Origin of the sequence: Agromyces sp. H66 (assembly GCF_004959775.1) — a bacterium.
In the GTDB taxonomy this organism is placed as follows: domain Bacteria; phylum Actinomycetota; class Actinomycetes; order Actinomycetales; family Microbacteriaceae; genus Agromyces.
The window spans coordinates 78,217-93,188 of sequence record NZ_SJZG01000009.1; the positions used below are offsets into that span (position 1 = coordinate 78,217).

16 protein-coding genes are annotated in these 14,972 nt (G+C 71.8%); 8 read left to right on the forward strand and 8 right to left on the reverse strand.

Annotation, left to right across the window (positions count from 1 at the left end; translation table 11 throughout):
- The first annotated feature begins 44 nt into the window (after positions 1-44).
- Genes EZM51_RS15025 through EZM51_RS15040 form a run of 4 tightly spaced genes read left to right on the forward strand, consistent with a single transcriptional unit; the run spans position 45 to position 3,369 of the window.
- A complete protein-coding gene (locus tag EZM51_RS15025; protein ID WP_136709127.1) occupies positions 45-755 on the forward strand; it encodes a 3-oxoacid CoA-transferase subunit A in 711 nt (236 codons plus the stop codon).
- Entirely contained in the window at positions 752-1,387 is a 636-nt protein-coding gene (locus EZM51_RS15030) for a 3-oxoacid CoA-transferase subunit B (RefSeq protein WP_136709128.1), read from the forward strand. Before EZM51_RS15025 ends, EZM51_RS15030 begins: the two co-directional genes overlap by 4 nt.
- Positions 1,384-2,553: a thiolase family protein gene (locus EZM51_RS15035; protein ID WP_136709129.1), complete on the forward strand. Its 1,170-nt coding sequence runs from the start codon at positions 1,384-1,386 to the stop codon at positions 2,551-2,553. Before EZM51_RS15030 ends, EZM51_RS15035 begins: the two co-directional genes overlap by 4 nt.
- A gap of 24 nt (positions 2,554-2,577) precedes the next feature.
- Positions 2,578-3,369 carry an IclR family transcriptional regulator C-terminal domain-containing protein gene (locus tag EZM51_RS15040; RefSeq protein ID WP_136709130.1) on the forward strand — a complete coding sequence of 264 codons (792 nt, stop codon included), beginning with the start codon at positions 2,578-2,580 and terminating at the stop codon, positions 3,367-3,369.
- Between the two features lie 22 nt (positions 3,370-3,391).
- Here EZM51_RS15040 and EZM51_RS15045 read toward each other — a convergent pair whose 3' ends face one another.
- Positions 3,392-4,747: an aminomethyltransferase family protein gene (locus tag EZM51_RS15045; RefSeq protein WP_136709131.1), complete on the reverse strand. Its 1,356-nt coding sequence runs from the start codon at positions 4,745-4,747 to the stop codon at positions 3,392-3,394.
- 153 nt (positions 4,748-4,900) lie between these two features.
- Between EZM51_RS15045 and EZM51_RS15050 the strand changes: the two genes are divergently transcribed.
- Complete coding sequence (locus tag EZM51_RS15050; RefSeq protein WP_282568149.1) at positions 4,901-5,806, forward strand: LysR family transcriptional regulator; 906 nt, start codon at positions 4,901-4,903, stop codon at positions 5,804-5,806.
- A 178-nt stretch (positions 5,807-5,984) separates the two neighbouring features.
- Here the strand turns inward: EZM51_RS15050 and pcaC are convergent, their stop codons facing one another.
- From pcaC to EZM51_RS15085, 6 genes are all read right to left on the reverse strand, one after another.
- Entirely contained in the window at positions 5,985-6,389 is a 405-nt protein-coding gene (gene pcaC, locus EZM51_RS15060) for a 4-carboxymuconolactone decarboxylase (RefSeq protein WP_136709134.1), read from the reverse strand.
- A 5-nt stretch (positions 6,390-6,394) separates the two neighbouring features.
- Positions 6,395-7,165 carry an alpha/beta fold hydrolase gene (locus tag EZM51_RS15065; RefSeq protein ID WP_136709135.1) on the reverse strand — a complete coding sequence of 257 codons (771 nt, stop codon included), beginning with the start codon at positions 7,163-7,165 and terminating at the stop codon, positions 6,395-6,397.
- Positions 7,162-8,592, reverse strand: coding sequence for a lyase family protein (locus tag EZM51_RS15070; RefSeq protein ID WP_248305681.1), 1,431 nt, complete (start codon positions 8,590-8,592; stop codon positions 7,162-7,164). Before EZM51_RS15070 ends, EZM51_RS15065 begins: the two co-directional genes overlap by 4 nt.
- On the reverse strand, positions 8,582-9,160 hold the full coding sequence (gene pcaG / locus EZM51_RS15075) for a protocatechuate 3,4-dioxygenase subunit alpha (protein ID WP_136709136.1): 579 nt from the start codon (positions 9,158-9,160) through the stop codon (positions 8,582-8,584). Before pcaG ends, EZM51_RS15070 begins: the two co-directional genes overlap by 11 nt.
- Positions 9,160-9,975 (reverse strand): protocatechuate 3,4-dioxygenase subunit beta, encoded by an 816-nt coding sequence (gene pcaH / locus EZM51_RS15080; protein ID WP_136709137.1) that lies wholly within the window; start codon positions 9,973-9,975, stop codon positions 9,160-9,162. The genes pcaG and pcaH overlap by 1 nt, the downstream gene beginning before the upstream one ends.
- 99 nt (positions 9,976-10,074) lie before the next feature.
- Positions 10,075-10,878 (reverse strand): IclR family transcriptional regulator, encoded by an 804-nt coding sequence (locus EZM51_RS15085; RefSeq protein ID WP_248305685.1) that lies wholly within the window; start codon positions 10,876-10,878, stop codon positions 10,075-10,077.
- A gap of 55 nt (positions 10,879-10,933) precedes the next feature.
- On the opposite strand from EZM51_RS15085, the gene EZM51_RS15090 reads away from it, so the two are divergent.
- Together EZM51_RS15090 and EZM51_RS15095 are read left to right on the forward strand one after the other, a co-directional pair.
- A complete protein-coding gene (locus tag EZM51_RS15090; RefSeq protein ID WP_136709139.1) occupies positions 10,934-11,692 on the forward strand; it encodes an IclR family transcriptional regulator in 759 nt (252 codons plus the stop codon).
- A 151-nt stretch (positions 11,693-11,843) separates the two neighbouring features.
- Positions 11,844-13,031, forward strand: coding sequence for a 4-hydroxybenzoate 3-monooxygenase (locus EZM51_RS15095; protein ID WP_136709140.1), 1,188 nt, complete (start codon positions 11,844-11,846; stop codon positions 13,029-13,031).
- Positions 13,032-13,040: 9 nt separating this feature from the next.
- On the opposite strand, the gene EZM51_RS15100 is transcribed toward EZM51_RS15095, so the two are convergent.
- Entirely contained in the window at positions 13,041-13,913 is an 873-nt protein-coding gene (locus EZM51_RS15100; RefSeq protein ID WP_136709141.1) for a helix-turn-helix transcriptional regulator, read from the reverse strand.
- Between the two features lie 180 nt (positions 13,914-14,093).
- Here EZM51_RS15100 and EZM51_RS15105 point away from each other — a divergent pair, with 180 nt between their 5' ends.
- Positions 14,094-14,954 (forward strand): SDR family NAD(P)-dependent oxidoreductase, encoded by an 861-nt coding sequence (locus tag EZM51_RS15105; protein WP_136709142.1) that lies wholly within the window; start codon positions 14,094-14,096, stop codon positions 14,952-14,954.
- The last annotated feature ends 18 nt before the right edge of the window (positions 14,955-14,972 follow it).

The following is a 14,972-nucleotide window of genomic DNA, read 5'->3' on the forward strand; positions in this document are numbered from 1 at the left end:
TGTGCGAACAGTCGTTCGTATCACGAACACAAGGATGGTGCTCGGTGAAATCGAAGGTGCGAGAGAGCGTCGCCACCGCGCTCTCCGAGATCCCCGACGGCGCGACGATCATGATCGGCGGCTTCGGTCGCGCCGGCCAGCCGGTCGAGCTCATCGACGCGCTGATCGAACAGGGCGCGTCCGACCTCACGATCGTGAACAACAACGCGGGCAACGGCGAGACCGGCCTCGCGGCACTGCTCGCCGCGCGCCGGGTGCGCAAGATCGTCTGCTCGTTCCCCCGCCAGTCCGACTCGCAGGTCTTCGACGGCCTGTACCGCGCCGGCCTCATCGAGCTCGAGCTCGTGCCGCAGGGCAACCTCGCCGAGCGCATCCGCGCCGCGGGCGCGGGCATCGGCGCGTTCTACACGCCGACGGGCTACGGCACGCTCCTCGCCGAGGGCAAGGAGACGCGCGAGATCGACGGTCGCCAGTACGTGCTCGAGTATCCGATCCGTGCCGACTTCGCGCTCGTCAGCGCCCTGCACGCCGACCCGTGGGGCAACCTCGTCTACCGCAAGACGGCGCGCAACTTCGGCCCGATCATGGCCGCGGCGGCGACCACGACCATCGCGCAGGTCGACTCCGTCGTCGAGCTCGGCGCGCTCGACCCCGAGGTGGTCGTCACCCCGGGCATCTACGTCGACCACGTCGTGGAGGTGGGCGAGCGGCCCTGGCTCCGCGACGGCGCGTTCATCGGGGAGGCGGCATCATGAGCATGGGCAGGCAGGAACTCGCGGCGGTCGTCGCCCGCGACATCCCCGAGGGTTCGTACGTCAACCTCGGCATCGGCATCCCGACGCTCGTCGGCAACTACCTCCCGCCGGGTGACGCCGTCATCCTCCACACCGAGAACGGCATGCTCGGCATGGGCCCGGCCCCCGAGCCCGATCAGGTCGACCCCGACCTCATCAACGCCGGCAAGCAGCCCGTGACCGAGCGGCCCGGCGCCGCGTACTTCCATCACGCCGACTCGTTCGCGATGATGCGCGGCGGCCACCTCGACGTGTGCGTGCTCGGCGCCTTCCAGGTGTCGGCCCGCGGCGACCTCGCGAACTGGCACACCGGTGCCCCCGACGCGATCCCGGCCGTCGGCGGCGCCATGGACCTCGCCATCGGCGCCAAGCAGGTGTTCGTGATGATGGACCTCCTCACCCGCGACGGCACCCCCAAGATCGTCGCCGACTGCACCTACCCGCTCACGGGCGTCGGATGCGTCGACCGCATCTACACCGACCGGGCCGTGTTCGACATCACCCCCGACGGCCTCGTGGTGCGCGAGACGTTCGGCACCACCGTCGACGAGCTGCGCGAGCTGCTCGGCCTCGACCTGAAGGAGCAGCGATGACCGCCAGCTACGTCTACGACGCGATCCGCACCCCGTTCGGGCGATTCGGCAAGGGCCTCGCGGGCGTCCGCCCCGACGACCTCGCGGCGCACACCATCGAGGCGCTGATGTCGCGGCATCCCGACCTCGACCCGGCCCGCATCGACGACGTCATCCTCGGCGACGCCAACCAGGCCGGCGAGGACAACCGCAACGTCGCCCGCATGGCGGCCCTGCTCGCCGGCCTGCCCACGTCGGTGACGGGCAGCACCGTGAACCGGCTCTGCGGCTCGAGCGTCGAGAGCATCATCCAGGCCAGCCGCGCCGTCGAGACCGGCGACGCCGACCTCGTGCTCGCGGGCGGCGTCGAGTCGATGAGCCGCGCCCCGTGGGTGGTGCTGAAGCCGCAGAACCCGTACCCCGCGGCATCCGAGACCATGCACTCGACGACGCTGGGCTGGCGCATGGTGAACCCGCGCATGCCGAAGGAGTGGACCGTGCCGCTCGGCGAGACCGCCGAGCAGCTCGCCGACCGCTTCGGCATCACGCGCGAGGAGCAGGACGAGTTCGCCGTGCGCAGCCACCACCTCGCGGCCGCCGCGTGGGACGCGGGCCTCTACGCCGAGGTCGTGCCCGTGCCCGGCACGACGCTCACCCGCGACGAGGGCATCCGGCCGGATGCCTCGGTCGAGACGCTGTCGGGACTGAAGCCCGCTTTCCGCCCCGACGGCACCGTCACGGCCGGCAACGCCTCACCGCTCAACGACGGCGCCTCGATGCTCTTCATCGGCGGTGAGGATGCCCCGATCGACGCCGATCCGCTCGCCCGCATCACGGGGCGCGGCGCGTTCGGCAACGACCCGCACACGTTCGGCATCGCGCCCGTCGAGGCGGCGAACCGGGCGCTCGCCCGGGCCGGCCGCACCTGGGCCGACGTCGACGTGGTCGAGCTCAACGAGGCGTTCGCGTCGCAATCGATCGCGTGCCTCCGGCTGTGGCCCGACCTCGACCCCGAGAAGGTCAACATCCACGGCGGTGCCATCGCCATCGGACATCCGCTCGGGGCATCCGGTGGCCGCATCATCGGCCACCTCGCGCACGAGCTCGCCCGGCGAGGCGGCGGCGTGGGCGTCGCGGCCATCTGCATCGGCGTCGGCCAGGGCCTCGCCGTCGTGCTCGAACGCTAGCGTGCTCCCGGTAGCGTGACTTCCATGCAGCCCGAGCCGAGCGACCAGTACGTGCAGTCGTTCGCTCGCGGGCTCGCGGTCATCCGTGCCTTCGACGCGGACCATCCGCGGATGACCCTGAGCGAGGTCGCCGAACGCACCGGGCTCACCCGGGCGGCCGCCCGCCGGTTCCTGCACACGCTGATCGGCCTCGGGTACGTCTCGGGCGATGGGCGGCTCTTCCAACTCACCCCGCGCGTGCTCGAGCTCGGGTTCAGCTATCTCTCGGCGCTCACGTTGCCCGAACTCGTCCAGCCGCACCTCGAGGCGCTGTCGCACGAGCTCGGCGAGTCGACGTCGGCCTCGGTGCTCGACGGCGCCGATATCGTCTACGTCGCTCGCGTGCCCACTCGGCGCATCATGAACGTCGGCATCACGATCGGCACGCGTTTCCCCGCGCACGCGACCTCGATGGGCCGGGTGCTGCTCGCGGCGCTCCCCGACGACGAGCTCGAGCCGCTGCTGCATTCGCTGCACGCCGAGCACCACACCGATCGCACGGTGACCGACCCCGCGGAGCTCCGCGCGATCCTCGACGAGGTGCGAGCGCAGGGCTGGGCGCTCGTCGACCAGGAGCTCGAGATCGGGGTGCGCAGCATCGCCGCACCCGTGCACGCCCGCGACGGAAGCGTCATCGCGGCCGTCAACGTGTCGGGTGCCGCGGCGACGTCGAGCCTCGAGCGCCTCCGCGACGAGTACCTGCCCGCCCTCCTCCGCACCGCCGCACAGATCGACGAGGCGCTGCGGCACAGCGGGGCGACGGGGGCGGTGCGGTGAGCGCGCCGTCGGCGCCCGGGGCCTACGTGTCCTTCCGGTAGTTCTCGCGCGCGAACGACGAGTACGGCGCCGGCTGCACGGTGGCGCGCATCTCGACCTGCCGGTGCGGCTCGACGACGGGCTTGCGCGAGTTCGGCTCTTCACCCCACACCACCGTCACCTCGGTGCCCGGCGCGGCGAAGTCGTTCTCGATGCTTGCGAGCGACGCGAACACCTGCTCGTTCGTGATGTAGCCCACGTCATGGGAGATGCCGACATCGCGGCCGTCCGCGAGCACACGATCCACCTGGTAGAGGCCGTACCGCGCCTTCGGGAGGTCGATGTACTTCGCCGGCAGGCCGGGCTTCATGAGGGAGCCGATCGCCGCCGCGACATCCTCGTCGTTCCAGACCAGGGTGACCTTCTGACGACGGGGGTTCTGCGCGTGCCGCTCGAGGGCCTCGCGACCGATGAAGTCGTGGTCGAACGCGACGCTGCGACCGTAGCCGAGATCGTAGGGCGTGACGTAGTAGTCCTCGATGCGGTCGGACGTGAAGCTGCCCGCGAGCGACCCGGCAGCGGCGGCCGGGAGCCATCGCCGATACTCCTCGGTTCCGTCGCCGCTGAAGATCGCGGGAAGCGGCGACGGAACCCACGCCGACTCCAGGTTGGCCGACGAGTACGCCTTCGAGCCCACGAGCACGAGGCCGAACTCGTCGCCGTGGCGCACCAGCGCCGATCGAACGCGCTCCCCCTGCTCCCAGGGGCCGAAGAGCTCGAAGCCCGGCTGCCCCGCCATGCCGTGCCGCAGCGAGCGCACCGTGAGGCCGTCGATCGTGAACGTGGCCATGTGGAAGAACTTCGTGGGCGGCACCGGCGCGCCCGTGACCGTCTCCATCAGCGCGAGGGCGTTGGGACCCTGCAGCTCGAAGCGGAACAGCTTCGGGTCGCCGGCGCGCACGATGGAATTGCCGTCGCGCTCGAACGTGACGTCGTAGTCGCCGGTCTCGCCGTGGAACTGCACCCAGTCGATCACCATCTGGTGCCCGACGAGGTCGAACTCGTTCTCGGCGAGGTAGAACAGGATCGCGTCGCCGATGAGGTACCCCTCGTGGTTCACCGCGATGAACTGCTTGGCGTTGTCGACCGCGAACTTCGCGAAGCTGTTCACGCCGACGTCGGCGAGCAGTCGCAGCGCGTCGGGCCCCGAGATGAAGAGGTCGGTCATGTGGTGCGACTGGTCGAGCAGCGCCACCGTGCTTCGCCAGGACTGCTGCTCGGAGCGCCAGTTGCTGTACTCCGGCGTCACCGGGAAGATCGTCGGCCGTGCGGGTGCGTTGCGCAGCAACTCGACCGCGCTCCCGGCGCGGGCGATGGCGTCGGCGAGGGACTCGGCCATGGGGAACTCCTTCGTTCGGGCACGCCCGGCGATGCGCGGGACGTGCCCATGCTATGCGGATGCCTCAGTCGCGAGAGGGTTCTCCGATAAGCAGCGCTTATCCTTGGGGAACGATTCCCGAATGGCTCGGAGCACCCCATCGACCTCAACCTCCTGCGCGTCTTCGTGGCGGTCTACGAGGCGCGGAGCCTCACGGTCGCGGCCGAGCGCCTCTACGTGACGCAGCCCGCGGTGAGCCAGTCGCTCGCCCGGCTCCGACGCGAGCTCGGCGACCCGCTGTTCCGCCGGGTGGGTCGCGCGATGGAGCCGACCCCGCTCGCCGACGCGGTCTTCCCCGGGTTCCGCGACGCCGTGGTGGGCGTCGACCGGACGCTCGACGCCGTGCACTCCTTCGACCCGGGCAGCTCGCGGCGACGGTTCCGCATCGCCCTGTCGGAGCTCGGCGAGATCGGCTACCTGCCCGCCATCACGCAGATCATCCGCCGCACCGCCCCCGACGTGCGCATCGACGCGGTGGCGCTCGACGTGGCCGCCCTGCCCGAGTGGCTCGCGACGGGAGCCGTCGACCTCGCGGTCACGTCGTCCCCCGTGCGGGCCGGCCTCGAGCACGTGGTGCTCAAGCAGCAGGCCTACGGGGTGCTCATGTCGACGCGACATCCCCTGGCCGATGCCGAGCTGACCGCCGCATCGTACGCGGCCGCCACGCACATCGTGGTCGCCGGCGACTCGGGTCTGCCCAACCTGCGCGCCGCGCTTCGGCGGGCCTCGATCGCGATGGAGGATCCGATCACGGTCAACCACTTCGCGTCCGTGCCGCCGATGCTCGTGGCCGGCCCCGACCTCATCGCGACCGTGCCCGACACGATCGGCGCGGCGTGGACCACGGCCTGGCCGCTCACGCTGAAGCCGCTTCCGGTCGACATGCACCCGGTCGACGTGTGCCTCCACCGGCGCACCACGACGCAGCACCTCGCTGCCCTCGACTGGCTGTACGACACGGTCGAGCGTGCGCTCCGCGGCCTGCAGGGCGAGTTCTTCTCGATCCGCGGCGGCTCGTGACGGGCCGGCCCCCGCCCCAGCCCCCGCCCCAGCCCCCGCCCCAGCCCCCAGCCCCCGCCCCGCCGAGCGCGTGCAGATCCGTCGAGCGCAATTGCGTCCGCGTGCGCGCTGGTCGGATCTGCACGCGCTCGGCGAAATGGGCGAGGTGCGGGGGGCGGGGGCGTGAGGGGCGCGGGCGCTACGACACCTCGTCGCCGAACACCTCGCCGGCGATCCGGAACGCGGTGTTCGCGGCGGGCACGCCCGAGTAGATCGCCGACTGCAGGATGACCTCTTCGATCTCCTCGATCGTGAGCCCGTTGCGCCGCGCCGCGCGCAGGTGCATCGCGAGCTCTTCCTCGTGTCCGTGCGCGATGAGCGAGGTGAGCACGGCGACCGATCGCATCCGGCGATCGAGGCCCGGCCGCGACCACACGTCACCCCACGCGACCCGCGTGATGAAGTCCTGGAAGTCCGCGGTCAACGAGGTCGCCGCGGCGGTCGCACGGTCGACGTGCTCGTTCGAGAGCACCTCGCGCCGAACGGTCATGCCCTGGTCGTACCGTTCGCCGTCGGTCAGGCCGTCGCCCTGCGGTCGCGTCATCGCGCTCAACCCCTCGTCCCGAAGAAGTCGAGCAGTAGTTCCGCCGTCTCCTGTGCACGCTCGGCGGGCGGGAGGTGCGCGGCACCCGCGATGCGCTCGAGGCGGCCGTCACGCACGCCGTTCGCGATCTCCGCGGCGGTCGCCTCGGGCGTCGCGGTGTCGTGCTCACCCCACACCGCCAGCACCGGAGCGGTGATCTCACCCAGCCGGTCGCGCACGTCGAACTCGGCGAGCGCGTCGCAGCACGCCGCGTAGCTCTCGTCGTCGGCGTCCTGCAGCACATGCAGCAGGCGGCCGGTGAGCTCGGGCTCGCGTTCGATCGAACCGGGTGCGAACCAGACCTGAGCCGATGGGATGATGCGCACCGACGTGCTCTGCGCCCGCACCTGGTCCGCCCGCTCGTGCCAGGTCTCGGACTGGCCGATCTTGGCGCCCGAGCAGACGATCGCCGCGGCCTTCACGAGCTCGGGATGCCGCAGCAGCAACTCGAGGCCCACGGCGCCGCCGAGCGAAACGCCCGCATAGAACACGGGGCCCGACCCCGAGACGGCCTCGGCGACCGCGTCCGCCAGCTCGGCGATCGTGAACGGCTCGGTCGCCGGTCGCGCGCGCCCGTGTCCGGGGAGGTCCCACGCGACGACCCGGTACCGGTCGGCGAGGATGGGGATGACCTGCTCCCACAGCACCGAGGAGGTGCCGATCGAGGAACCCAGCACGACGAGCGGGGCACCCGCGGGGCCGACCTCGTCGGTCAGGGCGATGTGGGGAACGGTCATGGGGTGTCCTCCGGTCGAGCCGGCTGCGCACCGGCGTGGGGGCGGGCGACGTCACCGGCGCCGGCGACGGCATCATCGACGAGCCGGGCGGCGAGCCCGGTGTACTTCGCGGGGTCGAGCAGGGCGTCGACGTCGAGGTCGGCGGCCTCGGGAAGGGCCCGCACGAGCGTGGCGAGGTCGCCGCCGTCGCCACCGCGTGCCGCAGCGATGAGCGCCGCGAGCCGATCGCGCCCGATGCGCGGGCCGAGCACGAGCGAGAGTCGCTCGGCCACGATGAGCCCGCGGGTGAGCGTGAGGTTGCGCGCGACCGCGTCGCGGTCGACCGAGAGCCCCTCGACGAGGCGCGCCGCGTGCGCCGTGGCGCCGAGCGCGAGCCGCAGGAGCTCTCGCAGCGTGGGCCACTCGGCGTGCCAGGCGCCGTCTGGCCGTTCGTCGACCGCGCCTGCCGCGGCGACGTGCAGGGTCGCGCCGAGTTGCGGAGCGCGCAGTGCGGCCGAGCGGATGAGCACGGCGCCCGCCGGGTTCTGCTTCTGGGGCATGGCGGATGACCCGCCGCCGAGGCCCTCGGCGAGTTCGCCGATCTCGGTGCGGCTGAGGGTCGCGACATCCGCCGCGATCACCCCCGGCGCATCGATCGCCGCCACCAGCGCATCGCCGAGTTCGGTGACGGGCCAGCGGGTGGTGTGCCACGGCGCCTCGGGCGCGGCGAGCCCGAGCGACGCGGCGAAGCGCTCGGGCATGCGGGGCGCGACATCCGGCCCCGCGATCTCGACGAACGACGCCAGGGTTCCGCCGGCGCCGCCGAGCTGTGCGGGCAACCGGTCGATCGCCGCCTCGAGACGGTCGGCGCTGCGGTGCACCGCGCGCAGCCAGGTCGCCGCGCGCAGCCCGACGGTCGTCGGCACCGCGTGCTGGGTGAGCGTGCGGGCTGCGGCCACCGTGCCGCGGTGCTCCTCCGCGAACGCGGCGAGCGCCGCCTCGGTCGCGCGCAGGTCGGCGACGACGGCACGCGCAGCCCGGAACGCCATCAGCATGAGTGCCGAGTCGAGGATGTCCTGGCTCGTCGCGCCGCGGTGCACCCACGCACGGGCCTCGGCGGGCACCCGCTCCTTCAGCGTCGCCACGAGCGGGATCACCGGGTTGCCACCCGAGACGGATGTCCCGGCCAGCGCCACCGGGTCGACGCCGTGTCCGCGGCACGGCTCGCCGACGCCGCGCCATCCGAGCGCCGACTCGACGGCGTCGGCCACGGCGCGGGGGGCCGTGCCGACGTCGGCGTACGCGCGCACGAGCGCGACCTCGGCGGCCACGAGTGCGTCGAGCACCGCGGCATCCGTCACCTCCGCGTCGTGGCCGACGGCCACCGGCGCGAGCAGACCCACGTCGAGCGCGCTGGGCGACTCGTCGGGGAATGCGTCAGAAGGCAATGAACACGGTCTCCTTCTCGCCCTGCAACCGGATGTCGTGGTGCAGGTTGCCGTCGGGCGTGCGCGTTGCGATGAGCGTAGCGCGCTCGTCCGGCGTGAGCGAGGAGAGGAACGGGTCGGCGTCGAGGAGGTCCTGGTCGTCGGGCAGGTAGATGCGCGTGTGCAGCTTGTCGGGAAGGCCCCGGGCGAACACGATCGCGGCGAAGAACGGCGCGCGGCTGTCGACCTGGCCCGGGTTGAGCGTCCAGAACACGAAGCCGCCCTCGTCGGTCGTGGCGCAGCGGCCGTATCCCGTGAAGGTGAAGTCGTCGCGACGGCGGGAGCCGCGACCGCGCGGGATGTTGCCCTCGGAGTCCGCGCCCCAGATCTCGACGAGCGCGTCGGGGATCGGCTGGCCGGCGCCGTCGTACACGGCGCCCGACAGGCGAACCGAGCCGGGGCTGTGCGGGAACACGACCTCGTTCATCTTCGGGTACACGGTGCCGAACGCGAAGAACGGTCCGACGGTCTGGCCGGGCGTCTTCTCGTGCGTCTTCGGGCCGAGGTCGCGCAGGTTGCGGGCGGTCATCAGTGGTCTCCCTCGGGCTCGAACCACGTGGCATCCGGACCGTCGACGACGATGTCCCAGCGGTAGCCCATCGAGAACTCGGGCACCGTGAGGTCATGGTCGTACGTGCCGACCAGCCGGTCGCGGTCCTTCTGGCGCGGAATGGTGTTGTAGATCGGGTCGAGCGCGAAGAGCGGGTCGCCCGGGAAGTACATCTGCGTCACGATGCGCTGCGTGAATCCCGACCCGAAGATCGAGAAGTGGATGTGCGCGGGGCGCCACGCGTTGACGTGGTTCTTCCACGGATACGGCCCCGGCTTGATGGTCGTGAACTTGTACTCGCCGTTGTCGTTCGTGATGAAGCGGCCCGCGCCCGTGAAGTTCGGGTCGAGCGGCGCCGGGTGCTGGTCGCGCTGGTGGATGTAGCGGCCGGCCGCGTTCGCCTGCCAGACCTCGATGAGCTGGTTCGCGACGGGGCGGCCCCACGAGTCGAGCAGCCGGCCCTGCACGGTGATGCGCTCGCCCTGCGGCTCGCCCGTGTGCTGCAGGGTGAGGTCGGACTCGATGGCGGCGACGTCGCGCTGCCCGTACGCGGGCGACCACAGCTCGATCGTCTCGGGGTCGACGAGGCGCGGGTTCTTGGTCGGGTGGCGCAGGATGCTCGAGCGGTAGGGCGGGAAGTTCCACATCGTCGAGGGCACGGTCTCGCCCTCGGCTTCGCGTCGCGCGACCTCGTCGTGCAGGTCGCGGATCTCCTGCGTGATCTGGTTCTGCGTCGCCTGGTCGGGCGCCGCGAGCAGCTCCTCGGGCGCCGCCGCCGTCTTGTTGCTGGTCATGGGTCTCCTTCGACTGTCACCGCGGCTGGTGGCTTCCTTCAAGGGTGACATTCGAAGCATCCGGAGCCCGTGCGGATTCTCACTCAGCGGGAATCCTGCTCAGGTCGTGCCCGCGCGCAGAGCCTTGGTGAGCTCTTTCGCCGCCTGCACCACCAGCGGCCCGAGATGCCGCTCGTCGGCACGGCTGAGTCGCGCGACCACGCCGACCGCCGCGGGCGGGAGGCCGTCGACCCGCCCGAGCGGCGCCGCGACCGACAGGTTCCCGAGGGTCATCTCCTCGCGGGTCGTGGCGTAGCCGCGGGCGCGCGCCCGCCCGAGGTCGGCCCGGAGCTCCTCCTCCGAGGTGATCGAGTGCGTCGTCTCGCGCTCGAGCGGCACCGAGAAGAATCGGCCGAGCCACGCCTCGTCACGGGTCATGAGCAGCGCCTTGCCGACGCCGGTGGTGTGCAGCGGATGCCTCCCGCCCATGCGCCCGAGCGTCGGGATCGATCCCTGCCCCGTGAGCCGGCCCACGAAGAGGGCGGTCGCCGTCTCGGGCGTCGGCGCATCGAGCACCGCGAGGTGCACGTTCTCGCCCGTCGCCTCGTAGAGGCGCATCATGTGGGGCAGCGCCGTCTCGCGGAGCCGCAGCGACAGCGGCGAGAGCTCGCCGAGCTCCCACAGTCGCGCGCCGATCGTGTAGGCGTGGCCCGGCACCCGCATGACGAGCCCGTACTCGACGAGCTGCGCGAGCAGCCGATGCATGGTCGATGTCGGCATGCCGGTGTGCGCGGCGAGCTGCGCGGCCGAGAGTGCCGGCTCCTCCTCGGTGAAGCAGCTCATCACCCGCATGGCACGGGCCAGCACGCCCTCGGCCGGCTCTCCCGCGGCAGCCTCCGTGCTCGCGTCGCTCTCGTCGCCCACGTCGCTCAAGGGTGCCTCCTGAGCCGAGGCTACTCCAGCGTGAGACCCTGAGGGCATGGCGAACTCACCTTCCGGTGACTCCGCGATCGAACGGCTCGTGCGCATCCTCGAGACCTTCTCCACCGATCGCACCGTGCAGACCGCCGCCGAGATCGGCCGGCGGGCCGGCCTGCCGTCGTCGACCGCGCACCGCATCGTCGACGACCTCGTCGAGGCGGGCCTGCTCGAGCGCGACGAGCACCATCGGGTCCGCCTCGGCATGCGGTTGTGGGAGCTCGCGCTCCGCGGCTCCCGGGCGCTCCGCCTGCGCCAGGCGGCCCTGCCGTTCATGGAGCGCGTGCAGGCGCGACTGCGCGAGCACACGCAGCTCGCCGTGCTCGAGCAGGACGAGGCGCTGTTCCTCGAGCGGCTCTCGTCGCCGACCTCCGGCGCGAACATCACGCGCGTGGCGGGCCGGCTCCCCCTGCACGCGTCGTCGTCGGGACTCGTGCTGCTCGCGTACGCCGACGCCGACGTGGTCGAGCGGGTCTTCGCGAAACCGCTTCAGGCGGTGTCGCCTGAGACGATCACGGATGCCGCGGTCCTCCGCCGCGCGCTGGCCGACGTGCGGCGGCGCGGTCACGTCGTGGCGCCCGGCTCCATCGAGCGCGTCTCCACCGGCGTGGCCGTGCCCGTGCGCGATGAACGCGGACACGTGATCGCCGCGCTCTCCGTGGTGCTCCCGCGCGACTCCGGGGCGGAGGCCGCGGCGATCGAGGAGCTGACCGCCGCGTCCGCGGGGATCACGCGGACGCTGGGGCGGCGACGCGAGTAGCGGCAGCGCCGGCGTCGGCGTCGGGGTCGGCGTCAGCGTCCGCGTCTGGATGGTTTCCCATTCATCGGGAAACAGTCCGCCGAGGTCGTGGTCGGCATCGCACACTGGGTCGCGACATCCGCACGCCTGCACGTTCGTCGAAGGAGACCGCATGACCGCCACCACCCGCACCCGGGTCGCCATCATCGGGGCCGGCCCGGCCGGGCTCCTCCTCTCGCACCTGCTCGGGCAGGCCGGCATCGAGTCGATCGTCATCGACCAGCGCACGCGCGAGGAGATCGAGCACACGATCCGAGCCGGCATCCTCGAGCACGGCACCGCCGAGGTGCTCGCGGCCACCGGGGCATCCGATCGCGTGAAGACCGTCGGTCACCGGCATGACGGCATCGAGCTCCGCTTCGCCGGCGAGGGGCACCGCATCGACTTCGCCGCGCTGACCGGGCGCGGCGTCTGGCTCTATCCCCAGCACGAGGTGCTCATCGACCTCATCGCGGTGCGCCTCGCCGCCGGCCAGGACCTGCGGTTCGGCGTCACCGCCGTCGCCGTCGAGGGCGCCGACACCGATCGGCCGGTCGTGCACGCGACCACCGCCGACGGCGAGCCGCTCGTGATCGAGGCCGACTTCGTCGTCGGCGCCGACGGATCGCGCAGCGTCGCCCGCACCGCCGTGACCGGTTCCACCACTGGGGGTTACTTCCGCGAGTATCCGTTCGCGTGGTTCGGGATCCTCTGCGAGGCGCCGCCCAGCGCCCCCGAGCTCATCTACAGCAACTCGCCCAACGGGTTCGCGCTCATCAGCCAGCGAAGCGCCACCGTGCAGCGCATGTACTTCCAGTGCGACCCGGAGATCGACCCCGAGTCGCTGAGCGAGCGCGAGATCTGGGACGACCTCCGGTCGCGCGTCGACGGACACGAACTGCTCGAGGGCCCGATCTTCCAGCGCGACGTGCTGCGCTTCCGCAGCTTCGTGGCCCACGAGCTGCGCCGCGGCCGCGTCGCGCTCGTCGGCGACGCGGCGCACACCGTGCCGCCCACGGGCGCCAAGGGCATGAACCTCGCCGTCGCCGACGTGCTCCTGCTCGACCGCGCACTGCGCGCGCTGCTGCTCGACGGCGACGAGCGTCCCCTCGACCGCTACGCCGAGACGGCGCTGCGCCGCATCTGGAAGGCGCAGCACTTCTCCTGGTGGATGACGAGCATGCTGCACGTCGCGCCGGACGCCTCGGACTTCGACCGCCTGCGCCAGCTCGGCGAGCTCCGCTCGGTGGTCGAGTCGGAGGCGGGCCGTCGCTACCTCGCCGAGGCGTACACGGGCTGGCCGTTCGAGACCGAACTCTGAGCCGGCCGCCTACCCGGCATCCGAGCGCACGGCGCCATCGCCCGTGAGCGACCAACTTGCGAGCACGCGCAACGCCCGGTCCGACGGCGAGTTCGGCTCCGTCGAATAGAGGAACAGCGTCGTGTCTCCGTCGCCCGGAAGCGTCAGGGTCTCGTACTCGACCGTGAGATCGCCGACCACTGGATGCCGGAGCCGCTTCGACCCGTACGTGCGCTGGTTCACGTGGTGGGCGTCCCACCACCTGCCGAACTCCGGGCTGCGTTCACGCAGCCCGGCGAGGAGCTCCGTGGCCGCGCGGTCGCCCGGGTCGTTGCCCACCTGGAGACGCAGGTTCTCGACCGCGGTGCGCGCCTGGTCCTCCCAGTCGACGAACAGGGACCGCGCCTCCTCGTCGAGGAGCATCCACCGGGCGTAGTTCCGGTGCGCCGCAGGGAATCGCTCGAAGTCGGTGAAGAGCGCCTTGCCCAGGCGGTTCTGGGCGAGCACGTCGGCACGACGGCCGAGAACGATGGCCGGCACGCCGTCGAGGGCCTCGAGCATCTGGTACACGCCCGGACGCACGCGTTGGACCGGCAGGACGTGAGGGCGCGCCGTCGCCGTACCGAGTCCGATGAGGTCGGCGAGGTGAGCCCTCCCCGCCTGGTCGAGCCCCAGGGCGCGACCGATCGCGTCGACCACGGACTGCGACGGCACGATCCGCCGCCCCTGCTCGAGGCGGGCGTAGTAGTCGGTGGACACGCCGGCCAGGAACGCGACCTCCTCGCGGCGCAGGCCCGGCACTCGCCGCACCCGGCCATCGGCCGGGAGGCCGGCCCGTGAGGGGTCGCACTGACTCCGTGCGCGACGCAGGAAGTCGGCGAGCTCGAAGTTCTTCTCCGGCATGACTCCATTCTGGCTCCGAGCGGCGCGGCGCGGATCGGCATGGGTGGACCGCCGAGTCCTAGGCCGCCCGGTCCGCGGTCGGAGAGGGCTCGAGGAGCGGACCCGAACAGCGGCGTACAGCCCGAGTCTGGAAGTGGCCCGCACGCGCGTGCCGGCCACCGACTCGGAAGGAGCTACATCATGACCCACCCCACTGATCACCCCGCCACCTGGTTCGTCACCGGCGCCTCGCGCGGCCTCGGCCTCGAGCTCGTCACGCAGCTGCTCGACCGTGGCGACAACGTCGCGGCCACCACGCGCTCCGTCGAACGCCTCACCACCTCACTCGACGGCACCGATACTGCGCGGCTGCTGCCCCTCCAGGTCGACCTCGCCGATGAGGCGCAGGTATCCGCGGCCGTCACCGCCACCATCGAGCGCTTCGGCGGCATCGACGTGGTGGTCAACAACGCCGGCTACGGGTTCCTCGCCGCTGTCGAGGAGGTCTCCGACGCCGAAGCGCGCGCCATGTTCGACGTGCAGGTCTTCGGTGTCTGGAACGTGCTGCGTTCGCTACTGCCGAGCTTCCGCGAGCGCCGCAGCGGCCACATCATCAACGTGTCCTCGATCGTGGGCCTGCTGCCCTTCCCGGGCTGGAGCCTCTACGGCGCCGGCAAGTTCGCGCTCGAGGCGCTCACCGAGTCACTCGCTGCAGAAGTGGCCGACCACGGCATCAGGGTCAACCTCGTCGAGCCCGGCTACATGCGCACCGACTTCCTGCGACCGGTGTCGCTGGGTCTCCCGACTTCGACCGTCGACGCCTACCCGGCCATCAGGGAGATGGTGGAGCAGCACCTGCGGATGCCCGGAACCCAGCCCGGCGACCCCGCGAAGGCCGCATCGGCGATCATCGCGGTCGCGACCACCGATGCGGCGCCGATGCACCAGCTGCTGGGATCGGATGCCCTCGCGCTCGCAGAGGCCCGCGTGCGCGCACTGACTGCCGACATCGAGGCCGCCCGGGCCTTGGCCGTGACCATCGACATCGCCGACGCGGCCTGAGTGATCGAGCCGCACGGC